We start from the raw sequence: 22067 nt of genomic DNA, 5'->3' as shown, positions 1-22067 counted from the left end.
ACCTTTTTATCATCTTACTACTGGTTCTTCTCACCGGCCTGGCAGTGCTGTTGGCGGGCACAGGTTGCTCAGCAATAAGCTTATGCGACCGCGCTTGTCGGTATGCAAACAGGTTGCCTTAATCCCGATTATTCCCTTTTCCAGCAAAAGCTTCTGATTTCAGAGTTGACTGCCTGTTCTAAACACCCTCACTAAAGTATTCACCTCATGAACCTGCTTCGATTAAACCACAGCTTTTTGCTACTACTCGCTGCCATGGGTGGGGTGGCTACGGGCTGCGAAACCTCGGTGAATGTCCCTGCTCCCGCCCATACCCCCCGCGTGTCGCTGCTGTATTTGCTGCGCAACCAGCCAGCCGATACCATTACTGACCCCTCCGGAGGCTGGCTTTACGTCGGCGCGAGCCAGGAGATTTTCAGTCGCCAAGGCGACAAGGGCCGCGCCGACGCCACCGTCACGATAGCAGACCAGACCGGCCAGACGGTAGAAGAGTTTAAGGCCTTTACGCCTGCTATTGGCCCTTATGCTGGTCACCAGGGCTACTACCGACCGGTGCGCAAGCTGCGGGGCCAGCCGGGCCAGACGTATACGCTACGGGCCACGGTGCCGGGGCTGGAGACGGTGGAAAGCACGCTAACTATGCCTTTCCCCACGGTGGTCGAGGGCGCCAGCCTCACGCCTCTGCCCATCTCACCAGGCTATTCCCATCTTAGCCGAGCCCGTCTGACGGTCACGATTCAGGACAATGCCGCGACGACCGACTACTACATGGCCACCGCCCGTCTGCTCGACGCTCAGGGCAATCATGGGCCTTGGAAGCCAGTAGTACCCGACTTCACGAGGCGGGAAAATCCTATTGAGGTCGGCCGACTCCAGCTTTCCCAGTCCTTCACGAGCACTTCCAACGTCTCACCCTACGCCGATACCAATGTCAACGGTCAGCGCTTCACATTTTCTTCCGACGTGTTGTACGACAAAGACTACTGTGGCGGCATCCCGGGTAGCTGCCCACTCGCTTACATGGAAGTAATCATCAGTACCCTCACCCCGGATACCTACCGCTTTCTGCTGTCCAGGCACCGTTATCAGGATGGCGAGGGGAACCCGTTTGCCGAGCCTACGCCGCTGCACTCCAACATCCAGTCTGGCTTTGGGTTGTTTGGCGGCGCCCACGAGGTTACTTACCGCATCCCGCTACCCTAAGCGCGAAGTTTCGAGTAACGCTCGGCAGCTAACACCTGGCAGCGCTGGCAGTAGCAACGGCCACCAGCCAAAGAGTGCGCCCGCCCTGGCGGCGCGAGTATTTTTAACTTCTTTCGTACTCCTACTTATGGTTCACTCCCTCACCCGCGGCACGGCTGCCCAAGCCCAAGCCGCTGTTGCCCAGCAAGTACTCCGCGTCATTCGCCAACGCAAAGCCATTCGGCCGGGCCGCCTGCGTCGGCACAGCAGCCTGAGCCAGGAGTTAGGCTTCGATACGGTCGACATTGTCGACATCATCCTGGAACTGGAGCGGCGCTTCAGCATCACCATTCCCGACGAGGTGCCGTTGGTTCACGTCGATGACTTCGTCCGGTTCGTAGCGGCCCACGCCCCCGCTATGCGCCAGGCCGCGTAACAGAGTAGACGGCTCTGGCTTACGGACGCAACCCAGGAACGTAGAATAATGAGCTGAAAGGTTCGCCTCCTTTCCTTGTGGGCCGAAGCTGGAACGATGAGCCCCCGGCCGCCCGAGCCCCGGGGCGGCTATGGCAGTAGCCTACTTTACGTCTACGAGCAAACCCAAGAACGCGAGGCGTCCAATCTTCGGCCCCGCGACTATCTGCACGTTGTTTCCATCCAGCAAGTTCGAAACCCCGAGTTGCAAGGTGCTCTTGTATCTCGGAACGCTGTAATCGAGTTGTGCGTCGATGGTGGAGTAGGTTTTGACATTACCGTTGGCAAAGGGCATCTCCTGGAAGTGTCCTTCTACCCAGCGGTAGTTGGCCGAGTAGCTCAGGTTGCGGGCCAGCAAGCCATTCGCTCCTACGTTGTACTTGTGGGTGGGCGTATTGAAGAAGGAGGATAAGTTGAACGCCCCGTAAGGCCGGGGCTCGTTGGTCAGCTGGCTGTAGGTGTAATTGGCCGAAATATTCAGCTGCTTCATCCAGTAATACACCGCGCCTACCGTAGCACCCCGCGTATCTACCGGGGCGGGGTTGTTCACCCAGGCGTAGACAAAGCGCGTGCGGCTCCCCGACACCGTATAGCCGCTCTGATAGTTCTGCTCATCGGTAAGCTGTTGGGTTGTCGGGCGCGAGCCATCGACGTTGCTGAGGATGTTGGTAGCCCCCACGAAGTCGTTGTAACGGCTCCAATACAGGCTGCCGTCGAAATCGAGCTTATCAAACAGCATTCCCCGGTAGCCTATCTCGAACGTGCCGACGCGTTCCAGGCGCAAGGGGTCAATAGCCTGCTCGAAAGCGGGGCTGCGCGGATTCACCGTCAACTGGCCGGTCATCGGGTTGCGGGCCACCAGTACCTCAGGCCTACCCGTGGCGGGGTCCACGTTAAGGAAGCTATACCCTCGGAACCCGGTTAAATTGCCAGAAACGAAGTAGCGCGGCAAATCGATGGCGTAGTACTGTTCCGGGGCCGAGGGAGCCCGGAAGGCGCTACTGTAGTTGAGGCGGAAGTTGTGCTGGCGCTTTGCCCCCAGCGAGACCACCGCCGAGGCGCGGGGCGAGAAGGCCGCGTCGAAGTTCTGGAAATTGTCGACCCGCCCCGCCACGGCCAGCTTTAGGTGTTGGTCGAGCAGGGGTTTGGTCAGCTGCGCATAGGCTCCGTACTCATAGTTGCGGATGCGGTTGCCGGGCGTATCGGAGAAATACCGGCCTTCCGAGCCCAGGCGGTACTCGCGGTAGGCACCGCCCGTAGTCAGGTCGAGCTCGAAGGGCAGGGCGAAGCGGTACTGTAAGCTGGCATCGTACATGAAAGAGCCAAACCGAATACGCGAGCCGGTGCGCAGCACATCGTTGGCAATAATGCTTTCGCGCTGCTGCTGAATGCGGGCCGAGCCCGCCCGTTGCTGCCACTGCGCATCGGCTACAGCGCGGGCGGCAGCCAGGGCCTCCTGATTTTGGGGCTGCGAGCCGGACGGCTGATTCTGACGAAACTGATAGTAAGCGTTGATATAGTCGTTCATGTACTGCTCCGCGTAGTTGAATCGAATACTGGGGTCGTCGCTTATGCGGGAAGTGGCCAGGAAACCGGCCAGCGACTCCAACTCGTACGACTGGCCACTAAAGTCCTGGGTGGAGTACACGCGCAGGAACCCGCGGCTATTCTTGAGCTCGGCGCGAAACTGGTTGGTGCCGAAATCACGGAGGCGGAAACGGCTGAAGTTCTGGTAGGTGGAGGTAGCTACCGCCCGCTTGGCCTCTACGGTCAGCTTCAGGTCGTCGCGAATGAGGTAGGCCAGCGTGCCCATCACGCGGTAAGACCTGGTGTGGTCGTCATTGGCCAGCAGCTCGCGCTCCGTAAATCCGGGAACTTGGACACCGAAGCGGTACAGCTCAGGGTTAGCGGGGTTGTTATCAGCTAATATGATGTCGCCGTAGCGGTTGATGGCGTCCCAGCCCCGGGGTGAGCCCGTAGGAAAGCGGGAGTTGGACGAGGCCGAGTAATCATCCGCAATCCACTCCTTGGCCGATAGTAGGCTGCCGTTGAACTTAAGGGCCACCTTCGGGCTCAAGCGGACCGCGTAGCGCAGCTGCCCGTCGAAATAGTCGCGCTGCCCGCCGCGGAGGCGGGCCGAGAGGCCGGTGTAGGTGAATGGATCTTTGGAATTAAACAGCACCACGCCGTTGAGGGCATTAGAGCCGTACAGGGCCGAGGCGGGCCCGTGGACTATCTCGATGCTTTCCATATCCAGTTCCGGGATGCCTACCATGTTGCCGGGGCTTAGGCTAAGCGAGGGCAGCTGCATGTCGGCATAGTCGAAGAGCTGAACGATACGCTCCGACTTCGCCGTGTTGAAGCCGCGCGTACTCACGCTCGTGAATAGCATCGAAGCCGAGTTCACATCGATGCCCTTGAACTGACCCAGGCCCCCGAGAATCTCGGGGGTAGCAATCTTTTCGAGCTGCTGCCTCGACACCTTCTCGATGGTAACGGGGGCCCGTAGGATAGCTTCCTCCACGCGTGAGGCGGCTACGACCACCTCGTTGAGCGCCGACGGACTGGGCTCCAGTGTTATACTCAATTCCATACTGGGCGCGGAAAGCTCCACCTCTTTGGTGATGTAGCCCATGAAGGACACCACCAACGTAACGGGGGGATTGAATTGCGGCACCTGCAAGGAGAACCGGCCTTCTGCATTAGTGCTGGTGCCGATGAAAGTGCCTTTTAGAAACACTGTGGCGCCGGGCAGCTCCACCCCGCTACCGGTAAATATGGTGCCAGCCAGCGTTTCCGGGCCCGCGACGCGGGCCTGCGCCCAGACCTTAAGAGGCAGGGCCAACGTCAGAGCCAATAGAAATAAGCGCGTAAATAATAAAAGGCAAGCGTATGGCATATGTAGCGGGTAAAAAGCTGTAAGCGTATACTTTGTACTCGTATTAGAACAGGCCAGCGAGTATGGCCTGCAGCTAGCATTATAGGGTTTAGGACTCTAGATTAGCCCGGCTTAACCGGGTTATCGGGTGCGCGGAATACAATACTAAAAGCTACTTCTGAAAGCAAGGGAAGCGTCAATTAACTAAGAACAGCCTGTTCTTAAATAAAAGGATATTTAAAAAATAACACATGATTAAGAAGTGATTGCGCCAATTTCTACTTATTTCGTTATAAATCAAATATTGATTCTAAAATAGTTGCGCCCGGACCGATAAAACCAAGCCATTTATTGAATTTATACAATCTATATAATAAAAGCGATTATCCCGCAACCTCATTAAATCGTTCGGTGCAGCAACAGTAGGTTTTCTTTGTGGTTCACTTTATGCTCGGCATGGAATCCCTCAAGCATTTCTTCGATCTCTTTCTGCATCTCGACCGCACCCTGGTGGATGTGGTATCGAATTATGGCACCTGGACTTACCTGGTCCTCTTTCTCATTATTTTCACCGAAACAGGCGTCATCGTGTTTCCCTTTTTGCCCGGCGACTCATTGCTGTTTGCGGTCGGCGCGCTGGCGGCCCGGCCGGAAACGGGCCTGAGCTTATGGGTGCTGATTCCCTTGCTGATTACCGCGGCCTTCATCGGCGATAACGTGAACTATCTGGTGGGCGACTACATCGGGCCCCGGGTGTTTCGCGAAGACTTCCGTTTCTTAAAGCGTAAATACCTGGAGCAAACCCAGGCCTTCTACGCCAAGCACGGCGGCAAAACCATTATCATGGCGCGCTTCGTGCCGATTGTGCGCACGTTTGCGCCGTTCGTGGCCGGAGTGGGCACCATGACTTACCGCTACTTTGCCTCGTACTCCATTGCGGGCGCGGTGCTGTGGGTGGTGCTGCTCACTACGGTTGGCTACCTGTTTGGTAACATTGAGGCGGTAAAAAAGAACTTCGAGTTCGTGATTCTGGGCATCATAGTCTTGTCGCTGCTGCCACCAATGATATCTTTTATCAGAAGCAGAATGGGCAGTGCGCCGGCCGCGGGCGGGCGCTGAGTTTGGTTTATCAGCTCCGCTGTACGGGGTCATTCGCCTCAAACCGCTTCGGATGAGCCTATCCGGAGCGGTTTTTTGTGTTATTTTGGGCTATCCAATCTATCTATCATTCTCACTATGCGTCAGTTTGGGCTCATTGGCCGAACCCTCAGCCATTCTTTCTCACAGACTTATTTCGCTCAGAAATTTTACTCACTCGGGCTGACGGAGTACCAATACGACCTGTTTGAGTTGGCTACTATTGAGGAATTGCCGGGCCTGCTGGCCGCGCATCCGGACCTGGTGGGGCTAAACGTGACCGTGCCCTACAAGGAAGTAGTAATCCCCTATCTCGATGAGCTGGCCTCTTCGGCCGGCCGCGTGGGCGCAGTGAACGTTATTGATTGTACCCCCGACGGCCGGCTGGTGGGCCACAACACCGATTACGTCGGCTTCCGGGAATCGCTGCGCACCTTCTTTCCGCACTGCGACGCCACCAGCCGGGCCTTGATTCTGGGGAATGGCGGCGCTGCTAAAGCCGTTGAAGTGGTTTTGCGCGATTTGGGAATTCCGCATTGGTACGTGACACGCGACCCCCTAGGCGTGGGCTTGACGTATCACGACCTCACCCCCAAGCTGGTAGCGGAGCATTCGCTGATCATCAATGCCACGCCGGTGGGCACGTTCCCCCGCACCGACGAGTGCCCACTTCTGCCTTACGAGGCGCTCACGCCGCAGCACTATCTCTACGACCTGGTATATAACCCTACCGAAACCCTGTTCATGGCCAAAGGCAAGGACGCCGGCGCCCAGGTGAAGAATGGGTTCGAGATGCTGTGCTTACAGGCCGAGGCGGCCTGGCAGATTTGGCACGCACACTGAGGCCGCTAGGCATTTCTCCGGGCAGCAGGACACCATATGCGTTACTCTCAACCACCACGTTTACCAGGACCATAGTTTAGCTGCACAAAGCCCCGGCTCGTTGTGGAGCCGGGGCTTTTCATTTCATCCTGACTACAACATCTGCCGCGGAATACCTGACATTCAACGGCTCGTACGATCAGGGTTACGCATCCACTAACCCAGATAATCTGTCTTTAGCGGATAGGTGATGATGGGCTTGTCAGCGCTTGGGCCCGCGTACGGGCTGACCTCACTTAGCCGCTAGCTTCTGAGCTATTTCTGCCGTGTGCCGGCCTTGGAAACGGGCACCTTCCAGCTCGTTTTCGCTAGGCTGGCGCTCGCCCTTGCCACCCGTGACGGTGCTGGCACCGTAGGGAGTGCCACCCGTCATTTCTTCGTGGCCCATCTGGCCCTGCCAGGCGTAGGGCAGGCCTACTATCACGAAGCCGTGGTGCAGCAGCTCGGTGTGGAACGCGCGAAGAGTGGTTTCCTGGCCGCCGTGCTGGGTAGCTGTGCTCACGAAGGCCCCGCCCACCTTGCCTACCAGGGCGCCCTGGGCCCAGAGGCCGCCGGTGCTATCCAGGTAGGCCTGCATCTGGCCGCACAGGTTGCCATAGCGCGTGGGCGTTCCGAAGATGATGGCGTCGTACTCCACCAGCTCCTGCGGGGTAGCTACGGGCACGTGAGCAAACGCCTGTTGCGCGGCCGTAGCCCCAATCTGGTCCAAGATGGCTTGGGGCAGGGTTTCTGGCACACGCTTCACCACCACTTCGTTGCCAGCAACCTGGCGGGCACCTTCGGCTACGGCCTCAGCCATCTTCCAGATGTGGCCATAAGTGGAGTAAAACAATACAAGGGTCTTCATAAAAAGAGAGTTGGGTGAAAAAGTAAGAACGGTGGGCGAAACCACTCCTCCAGGTAGTGGTTTCAGGGAAACAATTTGTTAAGGGCGCAAAATAGTGTAGGTACATTAGTTATACAATGATAGTCGTTCGATTGTTGTGCGGCCCGATTCAATATATTTGACGATGTCCTCTCTCGTGCTCCTATGCTCCTGGCTAGCCCGCTTCTTTACGAGCGGGTTGCAACCTTTTCGTAGCAATGGGTCTCCCCTAGCAACGAGCCCCTGTCGGGCTGACTTTTTCTGGGTTGACTGGCCTTGCCATGCTGCAAAAATTACCTTTCCTGCTTGCTTCCCCCACCGGCTCGGGTTACCGGCTGCCGACATGAGTACCGCGACCTGGTTTGCTTTTGGAGCCGACGACGTGCTGCCCGACCAAACGTCTTCGCCGCGCCTCACGGCCAGCCGCAGCATGACCGCCAACCCGCCCACCGAAGCCGAGCTGATCGATGGCTGCCTACGGGGCCGCTCGCTTGCCCAGAAGCTGCTCTACGACAAGTATGCCGGCAAAATGATGGCCGTGTGCCTGCGCTACGCCCAAACCACCTTTGAAGCGGAAGACGTGCTTCAGGAAGGCTTTGTGACCGTGTTCCGCACCTTGGCCAGCTTCCGGCGCGAGTGCCCGCTGGAATTCTGGATTCGTCGAATCATGATCAACGCCGCCCTGCGCCAGCACCGCCGCAATGCGTCGCTGGTGGCGGTGAGCGACGGTGACTACCCCGCAACCCTGGCCAGCGAGGAGTTCACCCTCAGCAACTACAACTTTCAGGAGCTGTTGGCAATGGTGCAGGAGCTGGCGCCGCGCTACCGCATGGTTTTTAACCTATACGCCATCGAAGGCTATACCCACAAGGAAATCGGAGAATTATTAGGTATTACCGAGGGCACGAGTAAGTCGCAATATTCCCGGGCCCGCGTCATCTTACAATCCAAACTGGAGCGCCTCGGCACTCCAACCCGCCATGTCAGCTAATCCTATCGATAAAAATTCTATGCCCAAATCTACCGGCAGCCTGGAGGAATTATTCCGCCACCACTTGGGCGACGACGCCACCGTGCCCCCGCCGCCCCTGCTGTGGGACCAGATTGATAATTCCCTGCTGACCAGCCAAAACGAAACCTATCGGCGCCGCCTGGCAGTAACGCGCTGGGTAGCCGCCGCGAGCCTGTTGCTGGCCACCCTAGCCGGCACGGGCTGGTGGGCGCACCACGCGGCCGACAAGGCCAATGAACTAGCCGCGGGCAGTTCCGGGGCGCGTACTTCGGCGACTAACGCCGGGCCCGCCGGCCCGGCCCGTGTAAGCAACCCCAACACCGGAGTCAGCCCATCGTCCGCTCCACTAGCCGCCAGCCGGGCTTCGGCTACTTCCGGGGCGTCTTCTGCGGGAGCGACTGGCCCGGCAAAAACGGCCGAAAACGCGATGAGGACCCCATCCCGTAGCGTTATTTCGGCAACCCAATCTTCCGGCGCCAGTCCGGCTAGCCGCACTACCGGCGTTGGGCTGGCAGCCACCGGCAGCCGTTTGGGCTATAAACATGGAGCGGAAGCTGCCGGGCACCGCGCGAGCTTGCGCGGTACCGGAAGTGGAGTATTGGCCAGCATCAGCTCCGGCGGCACCTTGGGCACCGCAGCCGCCCCGGCCAGCCGCCGCGCCACCCCGGCAGCGCGGCCTCAAGCTATTGGTGGCCAAACTTCGCATGCAACTGGTCTCACGGGCAATGGCGAACCGACTTTCGGGGCAACCCGAGTCACCGCGGCCGCCGCTGGCCCGGCGGCCAGCGGCGCGCTACCTGGCGTGATTAGTGGCTCACCGGCTTTGGTGGCCTCGACATCCGCAGTCTCGGCCACGGCCGAACCGTTGAGCTTGCTGGCGACCAAGCCGGCTTCGCTGGCCCTGACCGGCCCCGCCCCCTTACCCAATGGCCTGGCTCCGTTGGCGTTGCCGGCCGAGGCCACCCCCGCAGTAGCTTCGGCGACCCGCAGATGGCACTTTGGCGCCAGCTATACAGTGGGCGCGTTCAACCCCAATATTAACTTTTCGCGCGTTGGCATCGAGCCGGCTTACGACTACAACCCGGCGCTGGGCGCGGATTCTCCCGCTCTGACCGAAGCGGCAGCGGCCCAATACCGCCAACACCTGCGCCCCGGCCTCAGCCAGCGCCTGGCCCTCGTGGCCCGGTGCCATCTGGGCGGGCACTGGTCGCTGAGCACCGGGGCGGAAGTTGCGCAGGCTACCGCTCAATCGGCCTCCACTGCCGCCTTTGTAGGGGAGCAGCTCCTGGACCTGGGATCTCTCAGCACCGGGCCGCTGCGCACCACCAGCTTCCGCTATCGGACAGCCGGCATTCCGGTGGAGGTGCGCTACGGCAACCCGGCCAAACGGGGCTGGAGCTTCTACGGGCGCCTCGGTGCTATCATAAGCGCTCTGCTGGACGTGCGCAGTGAGGTGGCGGATAACCCCGAAGCTACCCGGACCTATTCGCTGTTCTCGGCCGGTACACCCTACCGCCGGGTATTGGGCAGCGTGCGCGGCGGAGCGGGCACTCAGTTCCGCCCCGGCGTTGGCAACTGGGCCTTCACGCTGGGCCCCGTGGCGGAGCTCGGCCTCGTGCCCCTGAATGCCCACCCCGTACAGAGCTACTTCGCTCAGAGCCGCCCCTACAGCTTCGGTCTGGAAGCGGGGGTGGAGTTCGGCCGGTAGGCTTGAGGCCGGCCGGGCGCTTGCTTTCTGCTTCCGACGAAACCCAAAATCCGGGTTTATGGTTAAGTTAGGCTGACCTTTTCGGCCTACCTTAACCGTTGCATGGAGTACCAACTTACCTCTGAATTCAAGCCGACCGGCGACCAACCCACGGCCATTGCCAAACTCGTGGAGGGCGTAAACAACGGCGAGCCCGCCCAGGTCCTGCTCGGGGCCACGGGCACGGGCAAGACCTTCACCATGGCCAACGTCATTGCCCAAACGGGCAAGCCGGCCCTGGTGCTCTGCCACAACAAAACCCTGGCGGCGCAGCTCTACGGCGAGTTCAAGGCGTTTTTTCCGCACAATGCCGTCGAGTACTACATCAGCTACTACGACTATTACCAGCCGGAAGCCTACATCGCCAGCACCGATGTCTTCATCGAAAAAGACCTGGCCATTAACCAGGAAATCGAGAAGCTGCGCCTGCATACCACCTCGACCCTGCTCAGCGGGCGGCGCGACGTTATCGTCGTGGCTTCGGTATCCTGCATCTATGGCATTGGCAACCCGGAGGAGTTCGCCAAAAACGTCATCTTCCTGAAGCCGGGCATGCGCTACACGCGCAACAACCTGCTCTACCAGTTCGTGCAGATTCTGTACTCGCGCACCGAAGTGGAGTTTTCGCGCGGCACCTTTCGGGTGAAGGGCGACACGGTAGACGTGTTCCCAGCTTATGCCGACTATGCTTTCCGCATCTACTTCTTTGGGGATGAGATTGAGTCGGTGCACAAGATTGACCCGGTGAGCGGCAAGAAGCTCAGCGACGAGGCCAACGGGGTGGCCCTGTACCCGGCCAACCTGTTCGTGACGGGTAAAGAGACCCTGAACACGGCCATCAAAGAAATTCAGGACGACATGGTGTTGCAGCACGCCTACTTCGAGAAGGAGGGCCGCGACTCCGAAGCCAAGCGCATCATGGAGCGCACGGAGTTCGACCTGGAGATGATTCGGGAGTTGGGCTACTGCTCGGGCATCGAGAACTACTCGCGCTACTTCGACCGGCGCACGCCCGGCGCGCGGCCGTTCTGCCTGCTCGATTATTTTCCCGACGACTACCTGCTGGTAGTGGACGAGAGCCACGCCACTATGCCCCAGATTCGGGCGATGTGGGGCGGCGACCGCAGCCGCAAAACGGCCCTGATTGAGTATGGCTTCCGCCTGCCCTCGGCGCTGGATAACCGCCCGCTGACCTTCAACGAGTTTGAGAGCATGTTCCGGCAGGCCGTGTACGTGTCGGCCACGCCGGCCGATTACGAGCTGGAGCAGAGCGGCGGCATCATCGTGGAGCAAATCATCCGCCCAACCGGCCTGCTCGATCCGGAGATTGACATCCGGCCCAGCGTGAACCAGATCGACGACTTGCTGGACGAAGTAGATGAGCGGGTGAAGCAAGGCGACCGGGTGCTGGTGACTACCCTGACCAAGCGCATGGCCGAAGAGCTGAGTAAGTACATGGACCGCCTCGGCATCAAGGTTGAATACGTGCACTCCGACGTGAAAACGCTCGACCGGGTGGAAATCCTGCGCAAGCTGCGGCTGGGAGAAATCGACGTGCTCATCGGGGTAAACCTGCTGCGCGAAGGCCTCGACTTGCCGGAAGTAAGCCTGGTAGCCATTCTCGACGCCGACAAGGAAGGCTTTCTGCGCGACCAGCGCAGCCTTATTCAAACCATGGGCCGCGCCGCCCGAAACGACAAGGGCAAGGTCATTATGTACGCCGACCGCATCACCGGCTCGATGCAGCGGGCCATTGACGAGACCAACCGGCGCCGCGCCACCCAGCTGGCTTACAACGAGGAGCACGGCATCACGCCGCGCACGGTGCGCAAGAGCCACGCCGAAATCCTGGGCCAGACGGCGCTGTCGGACTACCGGGTGGTAGAGACTCAGGGCTACGCAGGACCCGATAGCGACGGCGTCGCGCTGGCCCTGGCCGCCGAGCCCGTAGTGGCCATGATGACCCGCCCCGAGCTGGAAAAGCTCATCAAGCAAACCGAGAAGCAGATGGAAGCCGCCGCCAAGGAACTTGACTTCCTGCAAGCCGCCAAGCTGCGCGACGAATTAGCCGCGCTAAAAACAATGCTGAAGGGCAAGCGGGATTAACCCGACGAGGATTGTCGCTGCCCGCCTCAACTCAGCTTTTAACGGCGCTGGGACTTGCGGCCGCTCACCCTGCAAGCCCGGCCACGGAATGCTTGAGCGCACGCTCTTGCGTATCTCGTGGCTGGGCTTGCTTGTCCTGGCTAGCTAGCTCTACTGCTGAAAAACGATTTTACTGATAGTCTGATCTGCCCATCTTCCCAATAATATACCCTGGGAACGTATGGGTCTTGTCGTAATCCAGTAATACCTTATACAGCTCACCGTTGCTGAAACGGGCAAATTTGCCGATGCTAATAGCAGCCGGAAGGCCCCCGAATACTAAATACCCCAAGGGCGAAACCTCGAATGTGGTAGTGCCCGAGCTATTGGTTCTGGTTCCGGTCTGCGACGTTATGAAGCCCAGAACTGCCGCCCCGCCGACCAACCAAAAGGCCCCACCCGTTTGCTTGCGACCAAACATGTGAATAGTAGCGCGAGCCTCTTTATCAGTGGCATAGCGCCGATATAAGTAATCTTTATACTTACCTTTTACCAGGGCCGGCGGCAGCAAAGGCTCAGCGGTCGGGTCCGAAGCAGCCGGCGCCGCGGGCACGGCACTGACGGGGGCAGTTGGAGCTTCCGGTTGAGCGGCCGGGACTGCTTGAGCATGAGCGGATACAATGGCTGCTTTCAGCAAGCCGGTGACCAACAGGGTTTGTAAAGGAAACTTCATCGATAAGGAAAAATTATTTTATAAGAAAGAATATTACAAAGCTAACTACCTCAATCCACAGGCTAGCTAATAGCTCATCGCAGAATGTTAAAAATATTTTTTTGTACAATATACCGAATTCTGAATCAGGCAGCCAGACCAGCCGGACGCGAGCAACTGGCAAAGCGAGCGCGATGCCAATCAAATACTTAAGTACTCAGAGGAGTCCGGGGTCATAGTTCTTATGTTTACAGCGCAATAGAGAATGTACCCGAACCGTACCCGGCTGAACCGTATCCCCTCCTTGAAGTGGTTTCAAGATGTGCTACCCCTACGCCTTCCATTTTGATCATGAAGAGCTCCCTTACCTCTTTTTTTACGATTGCGGCCGTCGCCGTCACCGCCTGCACGGCGGAAGCTCAAGTCAAGCAGCCACGCCAGCTGAACGATTTTCAGGTGGTCAGCTCCAGTGGCGGCATTGATGTATTTCTGACCTCGGGGCCCACCACGTCCGTGGTGGTCGAAGCCGCGCCGCAAGCCCAGGCCCACGTGGTGACCGAAGTAAAAAACGGCACGCTCACCATTGGGTGGGAACGGAATTATTCGTGGCGTAACCTATTGAGCGCCGCCCGCAAAGTGAACGTGTACATCACCTGCCCCCGGCTTATGGGACTAGCCCTGAGTGGGGGTTCCGACGCGAAAAGCGAGTCGAACTTCACGGCCGAAGAATTCCACATCAACGCCAGCGGGGGCAGCGACGTGAAAATGGCACTGACTGCTAAATCCCTTAAGGTTGAAGCCTCGGGCGGTAGCGATGTGAGCCTCTCCGGCCGCGTAGAGCGTCAGCACGTAGTGGTGAGCGGGGGCTCTGACTACAAGGCCTACGCCCTGCCAAGCAGCACCACCAAAGTCGACGCCAGCGGCGGTTCTGATGTCTACGTAACGGTGAGTGGCGAGCTATCGTCCAGTGCTTCGGGCGGCAGCGACGTGCATTACAAAGGCAATGCCCATCTGGCGAACTCCGGCACCAGCGGCGGAAGCGGGGTGCATCACGTACAATAAAACGACGTCGGATCAGCTTTCGGCCTGTGATTCGCAATAATTTAACTTGGGGAGAACTGGCCAATAAACCACTCAACCGTCCAGACTTTAACGGCTAGGCTGGTGGTTACTCTTGTTCTTTCTGTTATGCCTTCCTTATGCAAGCCCGCTACCTCACCGATGCCATCTTCGAAATCCCAGAATTTCTCTCGCCCGCGGAGTGTGCCGAGCTAATTGCACGAAGCGAGCAGCTTGGTTTTGCCGAGGCGGGCGTAGCTACCGGCACGGGCACGCAGATGCTGAAGGGCATTCGCAACAACTACCGCCTGGAGTATACCGACGCCGCGCTGGCTGATAGGTTCTGGCACCGCGTGCGGAATTGGCTACCCAACGAAGCGGATGGCGCCCCCGCGGTAGGCCTCTACGAGCAGTTCCGCTTCTACCGCTATGATGTGGGAGAGCGGTTCAACAAGCACAAGGATGGCCGCATCCGGCAGAGCGAGCAGGTGGCCAGTCGGTGGACATTTCTGCTGTATCTTAACGAGGGCTTCAAGGGCGGCGAAACGGAATTTGAGACGCTTAGCGTGGCACCGCGGCGGGGAACTGCCTTGGGCTTCCGGCACGAGTTGCGCCACAAAGGCTGCCCCATAATCGAGGGCCGTAAATACGTGCTGCGCACCGATGTGCTGTATTTCGGCCAGTAGAGTAGCGTTGGTATAACGTCACTCGCCAAGGGTTAAAGAGCCACCCCGCACGCTGCACTCCACGCCCACACAGTCGCGGTTTTAGTTGCTGAACTCAATCCTGGCGGAGCAACAACTCGCGGCGCCCTCTTGAGCCGCGGTGGTCCTGCTCTGGAAAGTACCCGCCTTCCCGCATCCGGGCAGGATGGCTGGGGGCGGCAACCAGAACACGTGCCCAACTGCCCGGCAGCCTTGCACGGCCGGGCAATAAAAATTAGCAGTAGCAGCGCAAGAGTTGGAGGCGAAGCGGACCTAAGCAAACGAACGTTCACGCTTGCATTTCTCACCCTTTCATTCAACTAACTCTTATGTCTAAGTTTCTGCTGGCCGGCTTGCTGGCCGTTTCCACGCTCTCTTTCGCCGGCTCCAAGCCCAAAGCCTCTCCTTTGCGGGCGAAAACTGCCGCTACGTGCTCACCAGCCTGTAGACCAGCCCAGGCCTGCAAGCCAGGCTGCACCCCAGCCTCCATGCCGTCAGGCTGCCCGGCAAGCTGCAAGAAGTAATCCACCACGCCCACCCGAAAACCGCTTGCGCTAGGGCCAGGTGGTTTTCCAGGACTACCGTTTTTTGCTCGGATATGCATAGCTTCTCGATTGGTGAGTTCCTGAAACTCGGGCTGCTGCCAGCCCTGACTGGGACCTTCATGACGGCGGCTTACCCGACGGGGCCGCCGGCCGTGCACGTGTACGGCACCATGCGCAACTTCATGCGCCAGAACGACCTTAGCGCCAAAGTGGCCCTCGACACCTTGCGCCGCCAACACCTGTACGGGCTGGGCGTGGCCGAAGGCTTGCAGGGTGAACTGTTAATTTGGAACGGTCGAGTCGCTACCACCCGCGTCACGCCGACGGGACTGGTGACGGATACCCTGCCCCAAGGGCGGGCAGCGCTGCTGGTCACCAGTGCCGTGCCGCGTTGGAAGGCCCAACCGGTGCCCGCTACGGTGCGCACCGCCAGCGAACTGGAAGCTTTTGTGGAGCGTAGCGCCCGGCAGCGAGGTATTCAGAACGCACCGTTTGCATTCCGGCTGGCCGGGGCGCCGGCTTACGTGGGCTGGCACGTAATGCAGTGGCCCACCGCGGGCGGGCAGCATACCCACGACAATCACCACCGTTACGCTTATCGCGGCCACTACACCCAGCAACCAGCAGAACTGTTGGGCTTTTTTTCAAGGCAGCACCAAGCAGTGTTCACCCACCACACCACCTGGATGCACATGCACGTGCGCCCGACTGGCCGGCCCTTCGCCGCGCACGTCGACAGCCTGGGCCTAAGCGGAGCAAGCCTGATGCTTTACCTGCCAGCCGCAGGCCCAATTCCTTTGCCAAACCGCCCGTAAGTGTGCCCTAAGCAACAGCCGGGTTTAGCCGGGCGTACCCCAGCGCCAGCTAATTTGGCAGGAATGGGCACAGATGGCATCGTAACCTGTTAGGGCCTCTCGTTACTACTCTTGGACACACACCAGCGGAGGGTGACGTTAGGAAGCCGAGCACAATGCAAGGCAGTAGTCCTCCCATTTTGTGAATGCGCTCCAAGCCAAATGGGTCTTTTAAAGCGACCTTTTAACCAGGGCCACCCCTCGAACTGCTGAGGTCGATGGTGGCTGCCAGCGGCTGCTGAAAAATTGTTGGGGTAGCATACGTACCGAAGGCGGCAGCAACGTATGCTACAAAGGCAACGCCTGTCTGGCAAACTTCAGCACCAGCAGCGGAAGTGGGGCGCACCACGTACAATAGGCGCGGCCCTGGCCCGACAACTATTTTTGCGACCTCGTTTTTCTCTTTCCTTCTGTATTATATGCCTGCTTTATCCATTCGCCGGACGTTGATGGTCCTGCTCTTGATGACCAGTTTCGCTTTCGCTCACCCGACGCGGGCCCAAGCCAAGGGGGGCTACCAGTTCCTGCAAATGACTACCATTGAGAGCATCGTGCCCGGCGGCCTGGGCCGCTCGCGGGTACTGTTTACGCCGGAGTGGAAGGGCACGAAGGAATCTAACATGGAAAATCTATTCTCGCTGTTGGGGATCAACATGGGCAACGTGCGCAACAACGAAGAGCTAATTGTGCGGTACCTCAGCGAGATTACCGCTGAGGGCTGGGAACTGTATCAGACCACGCCCCTTACCCAAACCATTCAGGGCACGGGCGGACAATCGCAGCAAGGTATTTTCATGACCCGCTACTTATTCCGCAAAGCCAAATAAGGAATTGTTTTTGCCAGAGGGGTGCATGGCCAGCCGGCTTATCAAGCTACTTGGCCTGCTGTTCAGCGGACTACAATCGCCTCCGTCGGCACTTACTGCCTGTAGAGCAAGCCACCCTTCATCCACGGGCTGAACCTGGTACATGGAGCTTACGGCCTGCGTGGGGCTACCAGCCGCTGCTGGCAGACGCAAGCGAATGCTGCTAGGTTTAGCGAGGTGAAAACCTGAGCGCTGTCAGCGCTGGTCCATTGCAGGACTCGCCAGGACGCGAGGCCAAGCCGTGCCCTGGCCGCTCCATTTTGCGGACGTTGTCGCCCTGGGCCAATGAGAAGAAGACTTGTTGATTCCACATGCAGCAATTAAATATGATGCGCTAATAATGCAATAAATGACAAGCGGTTCGTTAGTTGGGTCTGTATGAAATGCCCAACAGCAACTCTCATTAAAGTGGTATTCCTGCTCGTCCTGCTAGGTAGCTTAACCTACTATCAGTTGCGCCCATTCCAGTCCGAGCCAGCAGCCCCACTAGCGCAAGTGGCCCCCGATACGGCCGGCTACCCTCAGCGCCTGCGGGCGCTGGCCCAACGCCGTACCGCCCTGGCCACTCGTTATCAGCAAGCTGACACCGGCCCTGAAAAAGCGGCCCTGCAACGGCAGGCCCGGCAACTGCTCATTACCGCTCTCCACACAGATATCTGGCCCACTTGGTACGGCACACCCTGGGCTTTCTATGGCACCACCCAAACGCCACAGCGGGGCAGTATTGCCTGCGGCTACTTCGTCACGACTACATTACGAGATGCCGGAATACGGCTCGAACGCGTGGCCTTGGCCAAAACAACTTCCGAAAGCCTGGTTAAGAATCTAACTGACGAAGCCCACATTCACCGCTACAGCCTGGTGCCACAGCGCAGCTTCGTGCAGCAGGTACAGCAGCTCGGCGACGGTCTGTACGTGGTGGGGCTGGACTTTCACGTAGGCTTCCTGCTGGTAGACAAGGGGGAAGTACGCTTCATTCACTCCACTTATCTAGGTGAGTCCACCGTAGTAGACGAAGAAGCTGCCACTGCTCCAGCCTTGCGCTCCAACTATCGCGTAGTAGGCTGTCTCTCGGCCGACCCGCACTTCATAGAAAGCTGGCTGAAGCAGAAGCAGTTTGTGTACCCGGCGCCCAAATCCAGGCCTGCTCCTAAAGGAAAAAGGACCTAGTTTCGGCATTATGCCTGGAAAGCTGACGTCTTTCCGTTTGAGAATAGAGTAGGCTTACTCCACCCCATCAAAGGCTTCGGCCGTCTTTCACCGCTTGTTGTTTCTGCGGGATAAGGTATTTGCGTGGTCAGGATGACAGTATATTACATCTCCCGTATCGAACCCAGTGACTATGCCATTACGTTGCAGAGCCCTTGATTCTTGTTTACTGCTGCTGACCTCGCACCCTTAAATAGGACTACTGCAGACTACAACCTTATGGCTCCGTCCGCGACGGCCTCGCTGATTGCACTATGCACTAGATCCGACAGTCCGCACACCACGGTATAGGTTAGTGGGTTCCACTACCATATTGGCACTTATAGCTTGTCGGGAAAGTAGTGCTGACACAAACCAGCCCCACTTTCCCGATTACGCCATAAGATTTAATCCTTACTCGGCTTCTTGCTGTGAGGACGTTACTGACTTGGCGCGCTTGGTAGCATTGAGCGCCCGTTTCCCGGCGGCCTGACGGGGGAGCGAAGCTTGTAATTCCTGGCGCAACCGCATCATTTGTTCCTGACGCTCTGCTTGTTTACGGGCAGTATACGCCTCGTGGGCCATCTCCAAAGCTGTTTTCATGTGGGAAGTGCTGAATTACCTAAAAATATTCACAATGATAACGCTTTTTTTTGTTGATTCATAGCATTTGGATCTACTTCGAATAATTATTTGCATCAATCCATGAAAAATGAGCTAACTGACTAGGGCAAACGGCTTTATTCGCCCTTCATTTATCCAGGGGTAGGGGCTTTTAAGGCGATAGCAACCAAAGGTTTTTTAGAGAGCAGGCTTTGGACTAGATTCACCGGATTTTACCCTATTGCCCGGGCAAAGCAGACGTACCTTAATCGAACACCCTCGCTGAGTCGGGACCCGCCGCGCCTGGTTGCGGAGCCACGTGAGTACGACTCGCGTTTACCGCGCTCCGGGATGAGGTAGTAGCCGGTAAAGGCCGCCGGTTGTCGTGTGCTTATTACCTTTCGACGGTGCCGCAAGCAGTAGACCTGCTCAGCGCTGCGCTTCTAACCCGCGCGATGGCGAATGACCAGGCAACTACCGTGGCCGAAGTTGCATCTATTGGCCGGGCCGGCCAGGCAGCCGGGCAAAACGCCCCAAGCTGCCGGACTACCCGGGCGGTGGATTTTGCGCTGGAATGATGTTTCCCGCGCAGCCTCAAGTATTAAAACTCAGCACGAGTGCATGGTTGCCAGCGGTCTATGATTGAATTGCGAAACATTCGGAAGAGTTACGAAGTGGGCGCCCACCGGTTAGAGGTCCTCAAGGGCATCGACCTGCACATCCGGCCGGGCGAGCTGGTGAGCATTATGGGGTCGTCGGGGTCGGGGAAAAGCACCTTGCTGAACATCCTGGGCATTCTCGACGATTTCGACCAAGGCGACTACACCCTGGCCGGCACCCGCATCGACCGCAACCTGTCGCAAACCCGGGCCGCCCACTACCGGAATCAGTTCCTGGGGTTCGTATTTCAGTCGTTCAACCTGCTCAGCTTCAAGAGCGCCCTGGAAAACGTAGCCCTGCCCTTGTACTACCAAAAGGTGAGCCGCCGCGAGCGCAACCGACTGGCGCTCGACTACCTCGACCGCGTGGGCCTGGCCGACCGGGCCGACCACCTGCCCAGCGAGTTGTCGGGCGGCCAGAAGCAGCGCGTCGCCATTGCCCGGGCCCTCATCAGCCAGCCCAAGCTGATTCTGGCCGACGAACCCACTGGTGCCCTCGACACCCAGACGACGCAGGAAGTAATGGACATCTTCAAACAGGTACACCGCGAGGGCATGACGGTAATTATTGTGACTCACGAAAACGACATCGCCGACCAAACCCAGCGCATGATTCGGGTGCGCGATGGCTTGATAGTAAACGAGTAACCCCTGGCCGGGCCATTTCCAGCCCCACTTTTCTTACCTTTTATCATGAAAACTTCCGCTCTCCTGCTCGTGCTATTTGGCGCTGCTGGCGCTGCTCAGGCCCAGGTGCCCCCGGCCGAAACCCAAGCAGTGGCGCAGCAGCTCAACCGGCTGATGCGTAACCCCCAGAATCCCAATCAGGAAGTAACGCTTACCCTCAACGGGTGTGGCGGCGAGCAACTGATCCGCGACCGGGGAGCCAAGGCACACACCAGTCAACCCTTGGGCCTAAGCTTCAACCGCGGCAAATCGGGCTGGGCGGTGAAAATGGACAACGGCATTTTTGAAATGAAAATGAGCTTCGAGTGGGCGGACGTAACGGCCCTGACGTATGAGCCGGCCACGGACGATGATGGGCAAAAACACTTTCAAGTCAAGGCAAATAGCCGCAAAAAGGGCAGCAGCATCAGCCTGGAGTTCCCGCTTTATACCACCAACGAAGCCGTCGTAAAAGAAGTGGTGGGCCGCCTCGAAAAAGTCCGGCAAGGCTGCCAGAAATAGCTGATGCATCAATCTTTTATCGTCGGCCCGCCCCCAAGCGATTCCGCTACCGGCGGCCGGCTGATTGATAACTGTTAACCATTGATTAGATGTTTGACCTTGACAAATGGCAGGAAATTCTGGGCACGATGCGGCGTAACAAGCTGCGCACGTTCCTGACGGCCTTCGGAGTATTTTGGGGCATCTTCATGCTGGTACTGCTGCTGGGCGCGGGCAAAGGCATGGAGAACGGCGTGTGGAAGGAGTTTGGCAGCGGAGCGAAGAACAGCCTGTTCGTGAGCGCCGGCAAAACGTCGCTGCCCTGGCAGGGCCTGAAGCCCGGCCGGGAAATTAAATTCACCAACGACGACTTGGAGGCCATCCGCCGCCACGTAAACGGCGTGGAGCTGCTCGCTACCCGCAACCGGCTCTTCGGCGAATACACCATCATTAACGGCACCAAAAACGGCTCTTACCAGGTGTTCGGAGCCAACGCCGAGTTCTTCCAGATCAACGGCGAACGGCTCGCCCGGGGTCGGCTGCTGAGCCCGCTCGACGGCATCGAGCAGCGCAAGGTGATGCTGCTGGGCGAAAAGGTACACAAAGTGCTGTTTGGCGACAGCAGCGGCATTGGCAAGTACGTGCGGGTGAAGGGAGTATTTTTCCGCATCGTGGGTACGTTCACCAACACCGGCAACAACGGCCGCAACGAGGAGCGGGCCTTTGTGCCGTTCACCACGTTCCAAAGCACGTTCAACCAGTACAACCAGGTGCAGCGCATCGGGGTGAGCAGCCGTCAGGGCACACCGGTGAAGGTGCTGGAAGAGCAGATCAGGCAATTGCTGGCCCGCCGCCACCAGTTCGACCCCGCGGATAAACAGGCCCTGGAGCTCGAAAATAACGAGGAAGAAGTGGCCCGATTCGAGGGGCTGTTCCAGGGCATTCAGCTGTTTGTGAGCGTGATTGGCGTGCTCACGCTGGTGGCCGGCGTGGTGGGTGTGAGCAACATCATGCTCATCATCGTGCAGGAGCGCACCCGCGAAATCGGCGTGCGCAAGGCGCTGGGAGCCACGCCCTGGAGCATCGTCAGCATGATTGTGCAGGAATCGGTGGTGATTACCAGCGTCTCGGGCTACTTAGGGCTACTGGCCGGCGTGGCCCTGCTCGACGCCGTGCGCTACGCCCTGGAGCAAGCCGGGGGCAGCTCATCCTACTTCGATAACCCACAGGTGAACCTGACCGTAGCGCTCAGCGCCACGGCCCTGCTGGTAGTATCGGGCGCGGTGGCCGGGCTAGTGCCGGCCACTAAGGCAGCCAACGTTAAACCCATCGAAGCCCTGCGCGCCGATTAAATCCCATTCTAAGAATGATTGCCCCGAGCCCAAATACAACGCCGGGTACGACCGTTCCGAGTAGAAAAACCCCGTTTATAATTACGCTGCTGGCCC

At 58.5% G+C, this 22067-nt stretch carries 20 protein-coding genes; 16 read left to right on the top strand and 4 right to left on the bottom strand.

The window, feature by feature from the left end; genetic code table 11:
• The first annotated feature begins 207 nt into the window (after positions 1 to 207).
• Entirely contained in the window at positions 208 to 1203 is a 996-nt protein-coding gene (locus IC235_RS03455) for a DUF4249 domain-containing protein (protein ID WP_191003779.1), read from the top strand.
• Between the two features lie 127 nt (positions 1204 to 1330).
• On the top strand, positions 1331 to 1618 hold the full coding sequence (locus tag IC235_RS03450; protein ID WP_191003778.1) for an acyl carrier protein: 288 nt from the start codon (positions 1331 to 1333) through the stop codon (positions 1616 to 1618).
• 141 nt (positions 1619 to 1759) lie between these two features.
• Here the strand turns inward: IC235_RS03450 and IC235_RS03445 are convergent, their stop codons facing one another.
• Positions 1760 to 4513 (bottom strand): TonB-dependent receptor, encoded by a 2754-nt coding sequence (locus IC235_RS03445; RefSeq protein WP_191003777.1) that lies wholly within the window; start codon positions 4511 to 4513, stop codon positions 1760 to 1762.
• A 477-nt stretch (positions 4514 to 4990) separates the two neighbouring features.
• Between IC235_RS03445 and IC235_RS03440 the strand changes: the two genes are divergently transcribed.
• On the top strand, positions 4991 to 5653 hold the full coding sequence (locus IC235_RS03440) for a DedA family protein (RefSeq protein ID WP_191003776.1): 663 nt from the start codon (positions 4991 to 4993) through the stop codon (positions 5651 to 5653).
• 117 nt (positions 5654 to 5770) lie between these two features.
• Complete coding sequence (locus IC235_RS03435; protein ID WP_191003775.1) at positions 5771 to 6514, top strand: shikimate dehydrogenase family protein; 744 nt, start codon at positions 5771 to 5773, stop codon at positions 6512 to 6514.
• A gap of 271 nt (positions 6515 to 6785) precedes the next feature.
• Here IC235_RS03435 and wrbA read toward each other — a convergent pair whose 3' ends face one another.
• Entirely contained in the window at positions 6786 to 7400 is a 615-nt protein-coding gene (wrbA, locus tag IC235_RS03430; protein WP_191003774.1) for an NAD(P)H:quinone oxidoreductase, read from the bottom strand.
• Positions 7401 to 7761: 361 nt separating this feature from the next.
• Here wrbA and IC235_RS03425 point away from each other — a divergent pair, with 361 nt between their 5' ends.
• From IC235_RS03425 to uvrB, 3 genes are all read left to right on the top strand, one after another.
• Positions 7762 to 8409 (top strand): RNA polymerase sigma factor, encoded by a 648-nt coding sequence (locus tag IC235_RS03425; RefSeq protein ID WP_317173527.1) that lies wholly within the window; start codon positions 7762 to 7764, stop codon positions 8407 to 8409.
• Positions 8410 to 8428: 19 nt separating this feature from the next.
• On the top strand, positions 8429 to 10138 hold the full coding sequence (locus IC235_RS03420) for a hypothetical protein (protein WP_191003773.1): 1710 nt from the start codon (positions 8429 to 8431) through the stop codon (positions 10136 to 10138).
• 102 nt (positions 10139 to 10240) lie between these two features.
• On the top strand, positions 10241 to 12283 hold the full coding sequence (gene uvrB / locus IC235_RS03415; protein WP_191003772.1) for an excinuclease ABC subunit UvrB: 2043 nt from the start codon (positions 10241 to 10243) through the stop codon (positions 12281 to 12283).
• A 169-nt stretch (positions 12284 to 12452) separates the two neighbouring features.
• On the opposite strand, the gene IC235_RS03410 is transcribed toward uvrB, so the two are convergent.
• Positions 12453 to 12995 (bottom strand): hypothetical protein, encoded by a 543-nt coding sequence (locus IC235_RS03410; protein ID WP_191003771.1) that lies wholly within the window; start codon positions 12993 to 12995, stop codon positions 12453 to 12455.
• A 330-nt stretch (positions 12996 to 13325) separates the two neighbouring features.
• Between IC235_RS03410 and IC235_RS03405 the strand changes: the two genes are divergently transcribed.
• From IC235_RS03405 to IC235_RS03385, 5 genes are all read left to right on the top strand, one after another.
• Positions 13326 to 14036 (top strand): head GIN domain-containing protein, encoded by a 711-nt coding sequence (locus IC235_RS03405; RefSeq protein WP_191003770.1) that lies wholly within the window; start codon positions 13326 to 13328, stop codon positions 14034 to 14036.
• Positions 14037 to 14173: 137 nt separating this feature from the next.
• Complete coding sequence (locus IC235_RS03400) at positions 14174 to 14719, top strand: prolyl hydroxylase family protein (protein ID WP_191003769.1); 546 nt, start codon at positions 14174 to 14176, stop codon at positions 14717 to 14719.
• 616 nt (positions 14720 to 15335) lie between these two features.
• Positions 15336 to 16097 carry an acetolactate decarboxylase gene (locus tag IC235_RS03395; RefSeq protein WP_191003768.1) on the top strand — a complete coding sequence of 254 codons (762 nt, stop codon included), beginning with the start codon at positions 15336 to 15338 and terminating at the stop codon, positions 16095 to 16097.
• 458 nt (positions 16098 to 16555) lie between these two features.
• Positions 16556 to 16963 (top strand): hypothetical protein, encoded by a 408-nt coding sequence (locus tag IC235_RS03390; protein WP_191003767.1) that lies wholly within the window; start codon positions 16556 to 16558, stop codon positions 16961 to 16963.
• A gap of 417 nt (positions 16964 to 17380) precedes the next feature.
• Positions 17381 to 18172: a hypothetical protein gene (locus IC235_RS03385; RefSeq protein ID WP_191003766.1), complete on the top strand. Its 792-nt coding sequence runs from the start codon at positions 17381 to 17383 to the stop codon at positions 18170 to 18172.
• A 432-nt stretch (positions 18173 to 18604) separates the two neighbouring features.
• Here the strand turns inward: IC235_RS03385 and IC235_RS03380 are convergent, their stop codons facing one another.
• A complete protein-coding gene (locus tag IC235_RS03380) occupies positions 18605 to 18793 on the bottom strand; it encodes a hypothetical protein (protein ID WP_191003765.1) in 189 nt (62 codons plus the stop codon).
• A 407-nt stretch (positions 18794 to 19200) separates the two neighbouring features.
• Here IC235_RS03380 and IC235_RS03375 point away from each other — a divergent pair, with 407 nt between their 5' ends.
• The 4 genes from IC235_RS03375 to IC235_RS03360 all read left to right on the top strand — a co-directional run bounded on the left by IC235_RS03375 (position 19201) and on the right by IC235_RS03360 (position 21971).
• On the top strand, positions 19201 to 19371 hold the full coding sequence (locus tag IC235_RS03375) for a hypothetical protein (RefSeq protein WP_191003764.1): 171 nt from the start codon (positions 19201 to 19203) through the stop codon (positions 19369 to 19371).
• A 60-nt stretch (positions 19372 to 19431) separates the two neighbouring features.
• A complete protein-coding gene (locus tag IC235_RS03370; RefSeq protein WP_191003763.1) occupies positions 19432 to 20100 on the top strand; it encodes an ABC transporter ATP-binding protein in 669 nt (222 codons plus the stop codon).
• 45 nt (positions 20101 to 20145) lie between these two features.
• Complete coding sequence (locus IC235_RS03365; RefSeq protein ID WP_191003762.1) at positions 20146 to 20640, top strand: hypothetical protein; 495 nt, start codon at positions 20146 to 20148, stop codon at positions 20638 to 20640.
• A gap of 89 nt (positions 20641 to 20729) precedes the next feature.
• The gene (locus tag IC235_RS03360; RefSeq protein WP_191003761.1) at positions 20730 to 21971 is read left to right on the top strand and encodes an ABC transporter permease; all 1242 of its coding nucleotides are present in this window, start codon (positions 20730 to 20732) and stop codon (positions 21969 to 21971) included.
• Positions 21972 to 22067: the final 96 nt, after the last annotated feature.

This window comes from Hymenobacter montanus, assembly GCF_014699115.1.
GTDB lineage: Bacteria > Bacteroidota > Bacteroidia > Cytophagales > Hymenobacteraceae > Hymenobacter > Hymenobacter montanus.
Note: the sequence above shows the minus strand (reverse complement) of the source record. Positions and strands in the feature narration are given on the sequence as shown.